This window comes from Methanosarcina horonobensis HB-1 = JCM 15518, assembly GCF_000970285.1.
Taxonomy (GTDB): Archaea; Halobacteriota; Methanosarcinia; order Methanosarcinales; family Methanosarcinaceae; genus Methanosarcina; species Methanosarcina horonobensis.
This window is the reverse complement of record NZ_CP009516.1, coordinates 2,892,714-2,907,066: the sequence shown is the minus strand read 5'-3', so window position 1 is coordinate 2,907,066 and position 14,353 is coordinate 2,892,714. Positions and strand designations below refer to the sequence as shown.

Here is a 14,353-nt window from a genome sequence, read left to right as displayed (position 1 = left end):
CCACCTTTTTGAACTCCTTTTCATTCTTCTTTAGAGACCAGAATTTCAGGCGGCAGGAAGATCGAGACTATCATGCCGAATATTGCAAAAATCACCAGCCCCCAGAGGGAAGCTCTTATTCCATGAATGCGGGCGGTTTCGTTGATCCTCAAGATCTCCTGTGTAAGGTCAGGAGGGGCATCTTTCAGGACAGCCTGCAGTTCCTCATCGCTCAAAAAACGGGCATTCTCCTCTACTGCTGATACCACCGAGGGTTTGAGATCTTCCGGAATAACAGCACTGTCATCGATGAAGGCAGTGGCTCCTACAACCAGTCCCGCAATAACAAGGGAGCCCATCAGGGCAGTCCCGATAGACATGCCCAGGTTCTGGGAAGCACTCATAAGGGCAGCTGTCTCGCTTGTTCTTTCAGGAACCACCTGGGAAAGGACGAGATTCATTACCTGGGAAGCTATAACTCCTCCACCTATACCTATTAAGGCAAACCCGGTCAGCAGGCCAAGCCCTTTAACCTCTACATTAATGGTTGCGATAGCCAGCAAGAGCCCTGCAATAAGTACGAGTAGCCCAATCTGGATAATGAGCTTTGGAGCTATGCGGGCAGATAACCGGGATGCTGCAAGCGAAGCAATTAAAAGCGGTATGGATAGAGGGAGGTAGAGAAAGCCTGTCTGCATCGCGTTGAGGCCCAGTGCGATCTGAAAGAAGAGAGCCATGCTGAATAGAAAGCCTCCAAAAAGAAGGGTCTGAACCATCTGGACAAAAATGCCTGAGGTAACTCCGCGGTCCCTGAGCACGTCGAGCCTTATCAGTGGCATCTTCCCCCGGGTAATGACATGACGTTCCCAGAGAGCAAAGCACAGCAGGATAATGATTCCTGCTAAAATAAACACCGGAGTAGGAGAAAGGCCGAACGGGGAAATTTCAATTCCTCCTATGTAAAAGGGTTGACGTGCCTTCCACCAGCCATAGGTCCCTGCCAGTAGTATGCCAAAAACAATAAGTCCCATCCCAAGTGCAGAGAGTATCGTGCCGACTACATCCAGCCTGGGTTTTTCTTCAGTCTCAAGAGGCGCATCAAGGATATACCGGCTTAACAGCAGAACAATAATCACGATCACCACTTCCCCGGCAAAGGCTAGCCTCCAGGTGTACCAGGTTGTCAGCCAGCCTCCTATAATGGGCCCGAGGGCAATTGCGCCTGCAACAATTCCTCCTATTATGCCGTAAGCAAGGGCACGGTCCTTTCCACTATAATTTGAGGTTACAAGCGTCTGGATAGCAGGCATGACAAGGGTTGCCCCAAACCCTTCAAGGATCGACCAGCCTATAAATAGTACAGCCATTGTCGGGCTGATTGATGTCAGGAGAGAACCGGTACCGTAGATGACCAGCCCTATCCTGAATGCTTTTTTTCTGCCAATAATATCTCCGATCTTTCCTCCTGTGATCATAAATGACGCCATTACAAGGGCATAGAGTGTAATGGCAGCCTGGACAGTGGCAACATTCGTATTAAATTCCTCGATAAGTGCCGAAATTGAAACATTCATAATTGTCGTGTCAATAACGAGAATAAACATCGCAAGTACGAGTGCAGCAAGTACAGTCTTTCTCTCTACGTTACCACCTCCTATAACTGGGGATAAGGCGCAATACCTGCGGTAAGGAAGATCCTGTTATCCAGCTGCAGGCAGGCTGCCCTCCAGATAAATAAATCTGGAGAGCAGGAGCCTTTTTTCATCACTCTGAAAACCATAATCCGCTGCCAGTGGCACCGCTACTCCTTAATCGATCCCGAACGCTTCCCTGGTTCCTGGTAGCATGACATAGATGAGGATAAGAGCACTCACGATAACTGTAAAATTTATGTCATACCATGAACCACCTGTAACCAGCACCACAAAACTCAGGCACAGGTTGAATATCGTGATAACAGCCAGGAAAAACCAGGCCTGCCGGTCTACCTGCCAGAGCATATAAGCCACCCACGCCCATATATAGGCGAGCAGACCGTACAATAAGGCATACCAGAAATTAAAAATTCGGATATCCAGAACCCCCAGAGAGGGTAAAAATCCAAGAAACCGGAGCATTGCAATAGCATTTATGAATGCCAGAACCACAGCCAGAGCGGTCAGAATAGTGACACCGATAGGTCTATCCATACATCACTTCTCCCGTATTTTGATAAGATCGAAAATTCTGAATGCAGCGCAATAGTATTATTGTCAGACTACTTCGTTCCAAACCCGAGTTTTGAATTTCTCAGGATAATCTGCTCTGCAAAATCCTTCAGGTTCGCATTTTTAGTTCTCCTATCACTACCTAATTCCCCCGATAATAAAGAGCAAAACAAATATCCACGAAGAACCATGACTCCTGCCAAAAAACTGGTCAGCAGGAGCAGGATGAGGTATTGTGGAGACACCAATTGTTTCCAGCTCCCAATCTCTTCCTGGTCAAATATGTTTAATCTGTCCCGAAAGCTTCTCTCACCCCCGGAAGCATGACATAGATGAGGATAAGGGCGTTAATAATTACTGAGAAATTAACGTCAAACCATGAACCCCCGGTAACCAGAATCACAAAATCCAGACAGAGATTAAATACCGCGATAACAGCCAGAAACATCCAGCCCTGCGGATTTACCTCCCAGAGCATCTTAGCTACCCATACCCAGATGTAGGTCATCAGACCGTACAGTAGAGCGTACCAGAGGTTGAAAATACGTATATCCAGAGGTCCTATGAAGGGTAAAAATCCAAGAAAACGAAGCGTTGCAATACCGTTTAAAACTGCCAGCAGTACAGCCAGAGCGGCCAGAATGGTAACACCGATAGGTCTATCCATATTCTTGTCTCCTTATTTTTGTCTCGAAAAACTCCTTCTTCAGGTTCTCATTCTCAGTCCCCCGATGACTGCTCCAATGCCCCCGATAATGAGGAAAAAACCGAATACCCACGGTAGAGCAAGGGCTCCTGCCAGAGTGTTGGTTAGAAGGAGAAGACCGAGGATTATAGTAAGGATACCAAGGATTCCCGTACCCCATCCTTCTCCTTTAAGTCCCCCGATAAGTCTTACAGCACCTGTGATTATAGCCCAGACTCCTATGAAAATAACGAAGAGAGTGAGTACAACTAAAGGACTGTAAATAGGATAAGTCAGTATGAGGATTCCTGCAATAATGGACAGGACACCTCCAAGCAGTTTCCATAATCGACTCCCCGAAAATATAAACGCCCCCAGAACGGAAAGAATTCCTCCTGCCAGCCAGAAAATGCCCAGGATCTGGACGAGAAAGATAGTTGTTACTGCAGGGCTGTATATCAAGAATAAGCCAACAAGAATAGCGATAACTCCCTCCAGAAAAACTACCCACCAGGGTGCCTCCAGCGGTTCATACCCTACCTCGCTCTCAGCATCAACTGGTTGTTCAGTAACCTCAACTGGTTGTTCCATATAGTCTACCTCCCTAACTTTTTAGTGTCTCAATCGGGACTCTCCGCTACCCGAATACAGGCGTAAGCAAGGCTAAGGGATATCAATCATCTTGAGCCGAAACTTCCTGTTTTCGGATAATTTGAGGCACACTTAGAAATAGCCGGAATCGAAAAGAAGATACTTCTTTCCCCTCCACAAAGAAGAGTGCTTTCTTCTTTCCGGGCAGTACTTGATGAAACTCACGTCTGTACAGCTTATCCTTAATAAGTTCCAGATAATCTCATCATAAAAGATGCTGATTGAATACATCTTTTCCATAATTGAAAGCCCTGAATGACACCGGCCGAAATAAACTATTCATCTATCACTGCAGTATGTTAACAGGGTTCTTTTTGGATCTCAATTTCAATTTCAATTTTAATCCTGATTTTAATCTTAATTTTAATCTTAATTTTAATCTTGATCTCAAGATAAATATCAGTACCAAGACCGATACCAAATCTCCACATTAACCTGATGAAGCAGTGATATGATTAATTATATACAAATAATAAGATATAAAGTAACTTATTATTATGTCTCAAAAAAGATTCATTTATTCAGAACTCTGTAAGCTTGCCTGGCGCATTTGAGAGAAGAAATTAAAAAGTAATATTGTTGAGTTTAGAAAAATTAAGGGAAATCGTTTCTATAACAAAATGCTCTGTGGACGAGCTTTCGGTAGTAATATCGGAAATCTACGACAAACAGGCTTCTTGAAGAATTGCGACTCTTAGAGTCAAAGTTGATGATAGAATGTACTCGTAGGAAGCTCATCCCTCGAAACCGAGCCGCAAGGCGAGGATTTCAGGGAGGGGTAGTTCACAGTTTTCTTCGACCTGAACCTCTTTTAGTGAACTCCACATCAGAATCTTTTTTGTAGTAGTCTAGTCATTTTTGTTTCCATAAATGCATACCTGGAGAAGTCCGAGCTTCAGCCTCAAAGAATAAGTATCCCTCATCTTCTCCGGTTATCTCCGTTGCAAATGAAGTCCAGGATCTGTCATGAGACCTTTTCAGGACGATCGTGGAGATATCTATGTTATTTTCTTCAATCCAGGATTTTGAAACTCTGAATTCTATAACAGATCTGGGGAGATCGAGTATAAAAGACGCAAAGACGTAAAACATATAAATCCCACATTCCAGAGGATCAATGATGAATCCGACAAAGAGCCGGGATATTCCCCTTTACATCTACCATGCCGGGCAGTGTGACCCGAAAAAGTGCACAGGAAGAAAAATGGCACGTTTTGAACTTGCCCGTCTTTACGATAAGATCTCAAAGCTGCCCAGATCAGCAATTTTGCTCGACCCTATGGCAGAAAAGGCTCTCTCACCAGCTGATGACCCCAAAAAAGGAATTATTGTGCTCGACTGTTCCTGGGAAGAAGTAGAGAGGGTTTTTCCTGAGCTGGAAAAGCTGAATCTGGAACACAGAGCCCTTCCTTACATGCTTGCAGGCAATCCGGTGAACTTCGGAAGGCCTTTTAAACTAAACTCTGCAGAAGCTTTTGCAGCAGCACTGTACATCTTAGGTTACAAAGAGCAGGCTGAAAAAGTCATGTCCAAATTTAACTGGGGGCACAGCTTTCTTGAATTGAACAGGGAGCCTCTTGAGGAATACGCAACCGCAAAAAACAGTACTGAAATTGTGGAAATCCAGAGCCATTATATCTGAAGATACCTGTAAGGACATCTCCATGTAAAAACATCTCACATAGAAAGGCAATTAGAGAGACAATTATACCGAAACTACCAGAATTAATGGATGCAGACTAACCGGATCTCAAATAGCAGGTCTGAAAGGAGTTATAGATAGTGAAACCGCAAGTAAGAAAGCAGATAGGGGTCATAGGAGCCGGAGCATGCAGCAGTGAGACCAGAACTCTTGCCGAAGCTGTGGGAAAAGAGATTGCAAAAAGGGGAGCTGTCCTTGTCTGCGGAGGCCTTGGGGGGGTAATGGAAGCTGCAGCCTGTGGAGCAAAACTGGAAGGTGGAACGACCATAGGAATTTTGCCAGGGACATGCAGAGAGGATGCAAATCCGTGGGTGGATACGGTCATTCTCAGCGGAATGGGGCATGCCAGAAATGCTCTTATAGCCCAGTCTTCGGATGCTCTGATTGCAGTTTCCGGAGAATACGGGACGCTTTCGGAAATCGCTCTTGGGTTAAAAATGGGAAAGCCTGTGTTTGTTCTTGACTGTAAATGGGAAATAGAAGGTACACAAAGGGTAAAAAGTCCGCAGGAAGCTGTAGAACTTGCTTTTGCGCTTATTGAAGGTCGATAAAAACCCAAAATCAGATAAAAACTAAAAGCTAAAAGTCCTGAGATCCGGAGTGTAAACTTGAACCTGAGAAAGAACCCCGATAAGAGTAAAAGCAGGATAAATCCCGAATATTTGGGCCTGATTTTAGTTACGGATAGCAGAATTTCAGAATTTGATCCATTTATATTGCAAAAGGAAACTCAAACGAAATGTATAAATTACCAACAAAGGGTTGGAAATCCTAGTTAAACTGGGATTTGTCCATGTGCTATATGTTTAATACAGGAAATTAAAACATCTTTAGATATATAAAAAATAGTCAAGCTAGCTGAAAACAATTGAAAGTTATTAAGGATAAAGACTATTCTCACTAAAAAGAAGGCGAAAGATATTTCAAGAAAACAGGAAGTATTCATTTTTAAAACTGGTCTCTATAACAGAACGCTTTCCTTATTAAAAAACTTTTCTAGTAAATTAAAAAAACTGTCTTGTGAAATATGTATTTTACATGAAGATATGAAGGAGAACCGAATTTAACAACGTTTTAAACACAAACGGAAGAAACAAAGATCCCAAACTTAATTTCTATAGTAAGTTCTCCCCCCAGTAAACATTGGCTTTTAATGTATATATACGTTTTTTAATCGAATAAGATATTTCTAAAAAATGAAGAATAAGGCGAACATTAGTTTTATTGAACATATCAATATTATGACAGTGTTTTTTATCGTTTTGCATACCTGTACTGTCAGTTTAAATTTTTTAGTGAGTCGCATCTATTTCTAGAGTCGATCCCAAAATTCAGAATTTGCTTCTTTGGATCTCATATTCTAAGTGACCAATAGAGCTTCTACTTATGAAAGCAATCCAGAATAATTCTGATAATTGATATTAAAACTGGGTTTTGGGATGAACTCAAAACTAATTTTAAAAAAATTATATAAAAGATATTTATAGAAATATTTGGCACTTTGTAGAAAAGTTAAAATATATTGTACACTATTAGATTATTCACACAGTTTACGTGAGAGAAATTTCAAAACCACAAGTTTGGATAACTATGGAGTTATCAGACAAAACAATGGCATCAAGACTTGTGAAAATTGAATAGACATCTGTGAAAAGTGAGGTAAAAAGGTAATTCAGAAAATTTTCACGTAACTTTTAAACTCCAAAATTTAAAAAAGATAAAAATTAACTAGCGAAAACAGTTACGATTTAGCCTACCCAAAATCAGTTAATGAACTGATTGCAAAATTCAGAATTACGTCTCAAAACTCGAATTTGGAAGTTACATTAAATTTTCGAAAAGGTGGTCAGTTATTCAGTTTTATCTGAATTAAATAATTAGGAGATTTTTAACAAATTTTTAAAAAAATCTATAAAGTGGAGTTGTTTTTCATGCAAGAAAAGATGAAATCTCTTTCCGCATCAAAAAAACTGCTAAATTCTGCAGCTATTATCTTAGCATCTATACTGACTTTGTTGTTTTTCTCTCTTACAGCTACGGCTGGGGAATGGAATGTTGTCCCTTCAAACCCCTACCTTGGTGATAATTTAGTGATAACCGGAAATGCCAACCCTAATCAAGAACTTACAGCAGAAGTTTCATATGAGAAAAACGTGATCGCATCTAAAGGAGAATATGAGTATACTGTCAAGGAAGTTAAAATTCCTAAAGGAAATAATAACCTCTTCACTGTAAGGGCTGAGCAAGTGAAAAACCTGAACATCAAGGTAAAAAAAATTGTAGGGTTTACTCTTAGCAAAAATGCTATTGACGGAGTCGCTACTGTTTCTCAATCAAGAGTACCTCCTTTGACTTATAGAGTTGAAATGTATGGAGACGCTTTGGAAGAAGAATCTAATGTAAAGCTCAGGATTACCGCTTGCCAAAAAATCACTGCTGATTCGGAAGGAAACTTTAGATATGAATATGATACCAGTAAGATGCCTGAAGGGGATTACAAAATAACAATAGGGGACACTTCAAAAATCATAACTCTCAAGAAATGGCATTCTTCTTCAAGCCACTCAGATAATCCTCGTCTGGTTACACTGAAGCCCATCAAAACTCTAGATGACACAACCGGAGGGAACATTCAAGAAGAAAACAATCCTGAAGGAGAGTTCGAAAAAGAACCGGAGAAAGATACAATAAATGTACCCGATACAATAAATGTACCCGATAAAAACATTAACAAAACTCAAACTCAGTTAGAAAAACCAGCTGAGAAAAAACCAATACTTGTTATAAGCCTCATTGCCTTGGGAATTATTTGCATCCTTCTTTGGATCTATTACACGAAAAAACAGGAGAGATAAAATTTTGATCAGAAGTAATCGGAAGAGTGAAGATGAATAAGGCAAAACATATAGGACTTACTCAGTTGCCTGCTTTGCAGGCAACTTCTGAATTTCCTCAGTTATCCTAAGGTAGAATTGAATTTTTTTAAAACAATGAGCTTTTGATATCTTGTAATACATTTTAATGATCTTACATAGTTCACGGGAACGAAAAATTACAAAACACTTACTTTTTTATGCAACTTTAGGTTCTTCAGGGTCCATAAAATAAAGTCTCTTTCTGTCTGGACAGTACATATCAAGCTCAAGCTGAATCCTCTCGGGTAAGCTTAGCAAGCTCCCTGCAGCAAGCCTCTGTAATCCTGTAATTCTCCTTCAGGATTCCTGCTAGAACTTCTAGAAACAGTCAAGCTGGCTGGAAGTAATTTGGAACTATTAAAATAAGATCAACTTCATTAAGAGAAAATAGATGTTTTAAAGAAGGGAGAGTGTATTAACTTTTGAAACTGACTATAGAATACAATAACTTACTTATTAAAAAATCTTATAATAGCCAGAAGAACATTTTTGAGAATATGTACTATTGGTTCAAAACGTCCTTATAAATTATATATTTTTAAGTTAAATAGTTTATAATAACTATTCATAGCTCGAAAAATGGGATGAATATAAGAGTTGATTGGATTTAATCCCCTGTCATTCCACAATCTCTGAAATTGAGAGGAAAAACCCTTTCCTCTTAATTCCAATCCTTTTCTATAACTTTTTTAAGCATACCCTTAAAGATTGAAAAATGAATTTTTTTTCTTGACTAACCTCATCCTTAATAGCTAAGTAACACTTATTTTCAGTACTGTCTAAATTTAATCACAAAGTATATATGTTATGGAAGTATTATAGTAAATATCAAGTGCATATAGCTTGATATAAATAAGACGTAAAGGGTCGGATACGAAGCCTCCCGTATTTCCCCAACTGCCAATACATGAAAGGAAATCCTTTTTTCTTAAATTCCGACCCTTTTCTAATTATTTTTAAACAATTCCTTTGACCTGGAAATAGGTATTTTTTGTTTGAAGTATTGAGGAATTCCTGATGGGCTGGAAGTAAGTTGGTAATCCTCAACATTATGACTAGAAATTTGTTTTCCATCTTTTAACTCCAAATATAAAGTTAAACACTTCCCATTTTTTTGTTTTTCTGCTATCATCATAGCCAAAATATTTTCAATCATAGAAATATACTCATCTCAATTTTCAACCTGGCCACCAAGTCACAGCAGTATGCAGCTACAACAAACACTATAATACTTTTTCAGAATTCTGCAAAGTTTCCTGGCATCTATTGTGAAAATTAGAATTTTCGCAAATTTGTCCCAAATGCATATTCCACCCCTCGCAATCGGGAGGAACAAAAACCTCCCCTCTCAATCATGATTTTTTTATTAAGTAGAGGCCAGATTCAAGTATAAATAACGAGAGAACGATCATATGAATATAAAGAGGGCGTTTAATTTTAAAGTTGGCCGAATGAACATTTACTTATATACAGACAGTTTATAATATTTATGTCATCCTTCTTGCGATATACGTATCTTTTCCTTAGTATAGCACTCACTGGTGCTCTAATTATGACTGCCGGATGCCTCTCTGAACGCGAAGTTGAATCTGCAGATACGAATAGTACCCTTGAATTGACCAGTTTGACATATTACACTGAACAACTTCCTCCCTATAATTATCAGGAAAATGGAACTGTGAAGGGGCTCTCTGTTGACCTGCTAGAGGCAATAACTGAAAAAATGGGGAATAAAGTATCTCAAGAGGAGATACACCTCGTCCCCTGGACCGAAGGATATCAGGCGGCTCTCACCGGAAATGGTACAGTTCTCTTCAGTATGGCAAGAACTCCCGAACGTGAGGATTTATTCAAATGGGCCGGACCTGTCTATACTAACCGAAAGGTTCTGTTTGCCAGACCGGACCGAGAAATCAGTATAAAAGGTCCTGAAGACCTGAAGGGTTACCGTATAGGGGTGATCACTGACGATGTTGCGATTCGGTATCTGCTCGATATTGGTGTGAACCAGAGCCAGATAGTGACCGAAAGCGATGTATACGCAATCATTGCCGCACTGGATAGCGGTGAAATCGATCTCTGGGCATGTCCCGAGGCCTCAGGCAATTACTTTGCTGAACAGGCGACCGGGAACTATAACAGCTACATGGTCGTGTATGAATTACAAGCCCAGGATACTTACTATGCTTTTAGTAAAGACGTCCCCGACTCCGTTGTTCAATCCTTCCAGCAGGCTCTGGATACATTACGAGATCAGAAAGATGAGCAGGGAGTCAGCGACTACGAACGGATTGTCTATCAGGATCTCGGTGTCAGCTGTGCCCAGCAGACATTCACCGATGAAGCAGTGATCGCACTTGTGAACATCACTGCCACGGCAATTGAGAAGAACGCTACCGACACGTTCCATCGCATCAACGCAGGTGAAGCACCGTATCGTGATCCTGAGAATCCGGGCCTCTATGCCTTCGTGTATGATGCGAATGTGACAATGGTCGCCCACGCAGACAATATCCTGTTAGTCGGTACTAATTTAAAAGGGAAGACAGATGTCACCGGTAAACCTTTCCGTGATGAAATCGTTACCGGAGCACTGGAGAACGGCACCGGGTGGGAGGAGTATGTATATACAAATCCTGTACACGCTAATTTGTACTACAAGACCACATACTACCGGTCAGTCAGAGGAAGTGATGGGAACTCCTACGTTGTATGCAGTGGCAATTTTAAGAAGTGTGGTATATAATCAATAATTAATTGAGCCTTTGCATAACATCCCTTTCCTTTTTTCAGATATGAACGCCAGGTCAGATAAGTAATTTACTCTTAATGCTCATGTTCTGGAAAGAGCGAATAAATTGGAAGAATTGGAAAAGGTTAAAGTTTGGAAAATCCTGGTTTTTGATTGTTTCCACATTTTAACCGTTATACTTATATGAAAATATCTACCTATATGTAGATAGATACCTACATATAGGTAGAGATATTATGTGAGAATTAATTAAAGTATGGAAAATTTAATAGAAATATGTGAAGGAGCCCAATTCAAATATTTATAAGGAACATGTGTATACATATGAAAGATGTGAACCAGACCAATCAACAAATACGCCATTACGCAAGACACTTTTTGCAATGCCAAGGTTATAATGGGTTTAGTTATAAAGATATTTCCCAGAAACTGGGGATAAAAAACTCTTCAATACATCATTACTATCCTAAAAAGGAAGATCTGGTTGCTGCATTGCTTGAAGAGAGCAGAAAGAACTTAGCCGAGAATATTGCCCAAATAGTGGAATCTGGAGGGTCTGCTCGTGAGCAGCTTCAATACTATTTCGATTATGCATTGAAGGAGTTTGATGAAGGCAAAAGTATTTGCCCTCCTGGCTCAGTGATCCTTAATTTTGAAGAACTTCCAGAGGAAGTTAAAAAGCAAAATCTGTTGCTACTGCATGATATACTGGATTGGATCTCCAAACTTCTCAGAACCGGCCTAGAACAGGGAGAATTCAATTTTTCAGATCCTGTCGAAGCACGCGCGGAATTGGTAGTCGAAACATTGATGGGTGCCAGACTATTATCTAGCATCCAGGGTAGGAAAACACTTGTCAGATCTATTTCCGTAATCAAATCTGATCTTGGGTGGAAGGATTGATTTTTTTCCACCAATGACCTACCTATATGTAGGTAGATAGGTTCTAATTATCAAATCAATTTTTTGCTCTAAAAAAATGAAACTGGTAAGTACATAAATCCGGAGGCGATTCTTGATGCCTGTTTTGAGTATCTTAGGCTGTAAAATACTTCAGGATGAAATAATTTGGCTTATTGCGAACGATTTGCAAATAAAGAGAATTTTAATTGTAGCAAATGGAAATATCTCCGAATTTACAGAAAAACTAGATGAACAGCACATCTATTATGACATTATTCCGTTCGAAAAGCTACCAAAGATACTTAATAATATCGACAGGGATGAACTCACTGTTGTAGTTAACCTCATGGAACTTGGGCTTCATGCAGTACCAAAAATATTGAAATCTGAAGTCTATCAAAATATCAGGGAAATGATACCATTCTCCAATGGGCTACTCATTTTTTACGGTCTTTGTGGTAACGTTCTGGGCAATGTGGAGGAAGATTTTTGCCTGGAAAAAGACGGTTGTACGGTTCGGATACTAAGGGATGATGAAAGAGTTGTAGATGACTGCATCGGAGCAACGGTAGGCGGTGGTGCAAACTACCTCAAATTGCTTAAAACCCATAGTAAAGAGCCTGCTTTCTTCTTTACACCAATGTATGCCAGCTCATGGAAAGAACTTCTAAACATAGATAAACTTCATTCTAATCCTGAAAAGGCGTTGAAAATGGCAAAAATGATCAATGACCTGGCAGGATATTCAAGAGTCGCAAAAGTCAATACAGGTCTGACATATGTAAAGGACATAGATGCAAAGATCGAAGAATATGCTAAATTGTTTGGATATAGTACTTTTGAGATCATTGGTAGTCAGAAAATATTCAAAAAATGTTATTTTTCGATAAAGGATGAAATATGTGAGAACTGTTAATAAAAGATAATTATGCCGGTCTTAAGTGTAGTTGCCTGTGAAATGCTTGAAGATGAATTAGTATATGTTCTCTCTAAAGACCCTGAAATTAAAAGGCTGTTTGTAGTAGAGAATAGAAACAGTTTCCGACTTGTAAAAAAACTCAAGTCTGAAAATCTTAAGCCTTTTATGTTTCCATCTGACAAGTTGTATCCTATTATATTGGAGATCAATAGAGAGCCACTCGGGAAGCTCTCGAGGAAGTTCGCGAATATTCCTTTCTGTAAGAAAATGTGTGATTTTATACTCCTTAAAAAGAAACAAGGATTAACTGTTGTTGTGAATCTTCTTAGAAAAGATTTACATTCTGATATTGACCTTTTACAATCCGAAGTGTATCTGAATGCCAGAGAAATGGCAAAGATTTCGAATGGTATTCTTTTATTTTATGGAAAATGTGGCTTTAGTTCCGAAAAAGCGCAAGCTGAATTGCAGCAACTTGATTGCCCTATTTATTTTCTGAGGGATGAAGAAAGAAACATTGTTGATGACTGTATAAGCGTAGCACTCGGAGGAAACGAGATTTACACAAAAACGATGTTATCAGGAAATGGCAAAGGAGCTATATATGCAACACCAATGGTGCTTTCCGACCTGAATGAAACTAATTACAAGTCTTCTGAATCTTATAAAAAGATCAGCAAATATCTAACTTCTCCTATGTATAGTCTTCTTTTTAAGATTAATAATCAAAGCTATAAGGATGTTAATTTTCATAGAAATGCTTCTGATTTTGCAAAAGTATTTAACATGAAGATTATCGATGTTAACGGAACAATGAAGATAGCAATTAACTCTTACATGGAAGCTAAAACCTATATTTGCAAAAATATAGAATAATCCTTTTAAAACTATAATAAAATTGATAGTGTATGCAAATTACACAATTCAGTACCAAAAACACAAGTGATTTAATGACATTAGTTATCCGCACCGTCTGTTTTAGATATTCTTCTATTTCAGAAAAATCTTTGTAAGCAAATGGAGATTCATCAATAGTATTGGAAGTTACAGATGTGGAATATATTCCCTTCATAGAATTTTTAAACATCTCCGTTGTGATTCCACCAGAAGCCAACTTTCTCTTCATAACTCCCCCCGAAACAAAAGTATGAGGTGTATAATTCAAACTTACGCGTTGTTTTGATACATTTAGACTATTTATCCAATCCTTTGATTTATAGCGATCTATTCACTCGAGTATAAACTCACATGGATAATTTTCCTCAAAAAGTACCTTTTTCTCGGATCTAGAATTCTTCGAATCGGGATTCTGCTTATTTTCAAGTTCCTTAGCTTTTGCAAAACACTCTTTTGCTTCTTCATATCTCCCGGCTTCAACCAGGGCTATACCTGCCTTTGTAAGTGCTTCGGCTCTTTTTTGGGGTCCGTGAAACTTCCTTCAGGAGCTCCCTAGCTTCTTTGTGCTGGATAAGGACGAAGTAGAGTTCTGCCATCTTTTTTTCTTTTTCTCGCTGTTCCTCACGAACAAAGTGTTCTGCTAAAGCAATCAAAACAGCATCTCTTTGACTTGAATATAAGTTCACCGATTTTGAATATCCCGTCTCCCATGAGCGCTATAAGAGTTTTGTCTCTGGGATGAG

General features: G+C 39.4%; 14 protein-coding genes. 7 read left to right on the top strand and 7 right to left on the bottom strand.

The genetic code is table 11. The features are described from left to right. Window positions 1–20: 20 nt before the first annotated feature. The 5 genes from MSHOH_RS12785 to MSHOH_RS12765 all read right to left on the bottom strand — a co-directional run bounded on the left by MSHOH_RS12785 (window position 21) and on the right by MSHOH_RS12765 (window position 4,614). Complete coding sequence (locus MSHOH_RS12785) at window positions 21–1,583, bottom strand: MFS transporter (protein ID WP_048140143.1); 1,563 nt, start codon at window positions 1,581–1,583, stop codon at window positions 21–23. A gap of 204 nt (window positions 1,584–1,787) precedes the next feature. Then, a complete protein-coding gene (locus MSHOH_RS12780) occupies window positions 1,788–2,168 on the bottom strand; it encodes a hypothetical protein (protein WP_048140141.1) in 381 nt (126 codons plus the stop codon). Between the two features lie 304 nt (window positions 2,169–2,472). Next, the gene (locus MSHOH_RS12775; RefSeq protein WP_048140139.1) at window positions 2,473–2,853 is read right to left on the bottom strand and encodes a hypothetical protein; all 381 of its coding nucleotides are present in this window, start codon (window positions 2,851–2,853) and stop codon (window positions 2,473–2,475) included. Between the two features lie 39 nt (window positions 2,854–2,892). Continuing rightward, window positions 2,893–3,462 (bottom strand): HdeD family acid-resistance protein, encoded by a 570-nt coding sequence (locus MSHOH_RS12770; protein WP_048140137.1) that lies wholly within the window; start codon window positions 3,460–3,462, stop codon window positions 2,893–2,895. A gap of 912 nt (window positions 3,463–4,374) precedes the next feature. After that, a complete protein-coding gene (locus MSHOH_RS12765) occupies window positions 4,375–4,614 on the bottom strand; it encodes a PGF-pre-PGF domain-containing protein (protein ID WP_048140135.1) in 240 nt (79 codons plus the stop codon). A gap of 28 nt (window positions 4,615–4,642) precedes the next feature. Here MSHOH_RS12765 and MSHOH_RS12760 point away from each other — a divergent pair, with 28 nt between their 5' ends. The 3 genes from MSHOH_RS12760 (at window position 4,643) to MSHOH_RS22220 (ending at window position 8,079) form a co-directional block, all read left to right on the top strand. Next, entirely contained in the window at window positions 4,643–5,164 is a 522-nt protein-coding gene (locus MSHOH_RS12760; RefSeq protein ID WP_048140133.1) for a DUF367 family protein, read from the top strand. 140 nt (window positions 5,165–5,304) lie between these two features. Beyond that, complete coding sequence (locus tag MSHOH_RS12755) at window positions 5,305–5,775, top strand: TIGR00725 family protein (protein WP_048140131.1); 471 nt, start codon at window positions 5,305–5,307, stop codon at window positions 5,773–5,775. Window positions 5,776–7,155: 1,380 nt separating this feature from the next. Beyond that, the gene (locus MSHOH_RS22220) at window positions 7,156–8,079 is read left to right on the top strand and encodes a hypothetical protein (protein ID WP_052730858.1); all 924 of its coding nucleotides are present in this window, start codon (window positions 7,156–7,158) and stop codon (window positions 8,077–8,079) included. Between the two features lie 1,006 nt (window positions 8,080–9,085). On the opposite strand, the gene MSHOH_RS12740 is transcribed toward MSHOH_RS22220, so the two are convergent. Continuing rightward, entirely contained in the window at window positions 9,086–9,295 is a 210-nt protein-coding gene (locus tag MSHOH_RS12740; protein ID WP_048140130.1) for a hypothetical protein, read from the bottom strand. Between the two features lie 396 nt (window positions 9,296–9,691). On the opposite strand from MSHOH_RS12740, the gene MSHOH_RS12735 reads away from it, so the two are divergent. The 4 genes from MSHOH_RS12735 to MSHOH_RS12720 all read left to right on the top strand — a co-directional run bounded on the left by MSHOH_RS12735 (window position 9,692) and on the right by MSHOH_RS12720 (window position 13,589). Then, complete coding sequence (locus tag MSHOH_RS12735; protein WP_052730857.1) at window positions 9,692–10,885, top strand: transporter substrate-binding domain-containing protein; 1,194 nt, start codon at window positions 9,692–9,694, stop codon at window positions 10,883–10,885. Window positions 10,886–11,215: 330 nt separating this feature from the next. Further along, entirely contained in the window at window positions 11,216–11,794 is a 579-nt protein-coding gene (locus MSHOH_RS12730) for a TetR/AcrR family transcriptional regulator (RefSeq protein WP_048140126.1), read from the top strand. Window positions 11,795–11,909: 115 nt separating this feature from the next. Further along, window positions 11,910–12,710: a DUF1638 domain-containing protein gene (locus tag MSHOH_RS12725; protein ID WP_048140124.1), complete on the top strand. Its 801-nt coding sequence runs from the start codon at window positions 11,910–11,912 to the stop codon at window positions 12,708–12,710. 42 nt (window positions 12,711–12,752) lie between these two features. Next, window positions 12,753–13,589 carry a DUF1638 domain-containing protein gene (locus tag MSHOH_RS12720; protein WP_158024156.1) on the top strand — a complete coding sequence of 279 codons (837 nt, stop codon included), beginning with the start codon at window positions 12,753–12,755 and terminating at the stop codon, window positions 13,587–13,589. Window positions 13,590–14,086: 497 nt separating this feature from the next. Here MSHOH_RS12720 and MSHOH_RS23840 read toward each other — a convergent pair whose 3' ends face one another. Then, complete coding sequence (locus MSHOH_RS23840; protein ID WP_158024155.1) at window positions 14,087–14,263, bottom strand: hypothetical protein; 177 nt, start codon at window positions 14,261–14,263, stop codon at window positions 14,087–14,089. Window positions 14,264–14,353: the final 90 nt, after the last annotated feature.

Excerpts from the sequence above, each read along its gene's own strand:
- MSHOH_RS12785 (WP_048140143.1), bottom strand. The coding sequence starts at position 1,583 with ATGTTTATTCTCGTTATTGACACGACAATTATGAATGTTTCAATTTCG.
- MSHOH_RS12780 (WP_048140141.1), bottom strand. The coding sequence starts at position 2,168 with ATGGATAGACCTATCGGTGTCACTATTCTGACCGCTCTGGCTGTGGTT.
- MSHOH_RS12775 (WP_048140139.1), bottom strand. The coding sequence starts at position 2,853 with ATGGATAGACCTATCGGTGTTACCATTCTGGCCGCTCTGGCTGTACTG.
- MSHOH_RS12770 (WP_048140137.1), bottom strand. The coding sequence starts at position 3,462 with ATGGAACAACCAGTTGAGGTTACTGAACAACCAGTTGATGCTGAGAGC.
- MSHOH_RS12765 (WP_048140135.1), bottom strand. The coding sequence starts at position 4,614 with ATGTTTTACGTCTTTGCGTCTTTTATACTCGATCTCCCCAGATCTGTT.
- MSHOH_RS12760 (WP_048140133.1), top strand. The coding sequence starts at position 4,643 with ATGAATCCGACAAAGAGCCGGGATATTCCCCTTTACATCTACCATGCC.
- MSHOH_RS22220 (WP_052730858.1), top strand. The coding sequence starts at position 7,156 with ATGCAAGAAAAGATGAAATCTCTTTCCGCATCAAAAAAACTGCTAAAT.
- MSHOH_RS12740 (WP_048140130.1), bottom strand. The coding sequence starts at position 9,295 with ATGATTGAAAATATTTTGGCTATGATGATAGCAGAAAAACAAAAAAAT.
- MSHOH_RS12735 (WP_052730857.1), top strand. The coding sequence starts at position 9,692 with ATGACTGCCGGATGCCTCTCTGAACGCGAAGTTGAATCTGCAGATACG.
- MSHOH_RS12730 (WP_048140126.1), top strand. The coding sequence starts at position 11,216 with ATGAAAGATGTGAACCAGACCAATCAACAAATACGCCATTACGCAAGA.
- MSHOH_RS12725 (WP_048140124.1), top strand. The coding sequence starts at position 11,910 with ATGCCTGTTTTGAGTATCTTAGGCTGTAAAATACTTCAGGATGAAATA.
- MSHOH_RS12720 (WP_158024156.1), top strand. The coding sequence starts at position 12,753 with ATGCTTGAAGATGAATTAGTATATGTTCTCTCTAAAGACCCTGAAATT.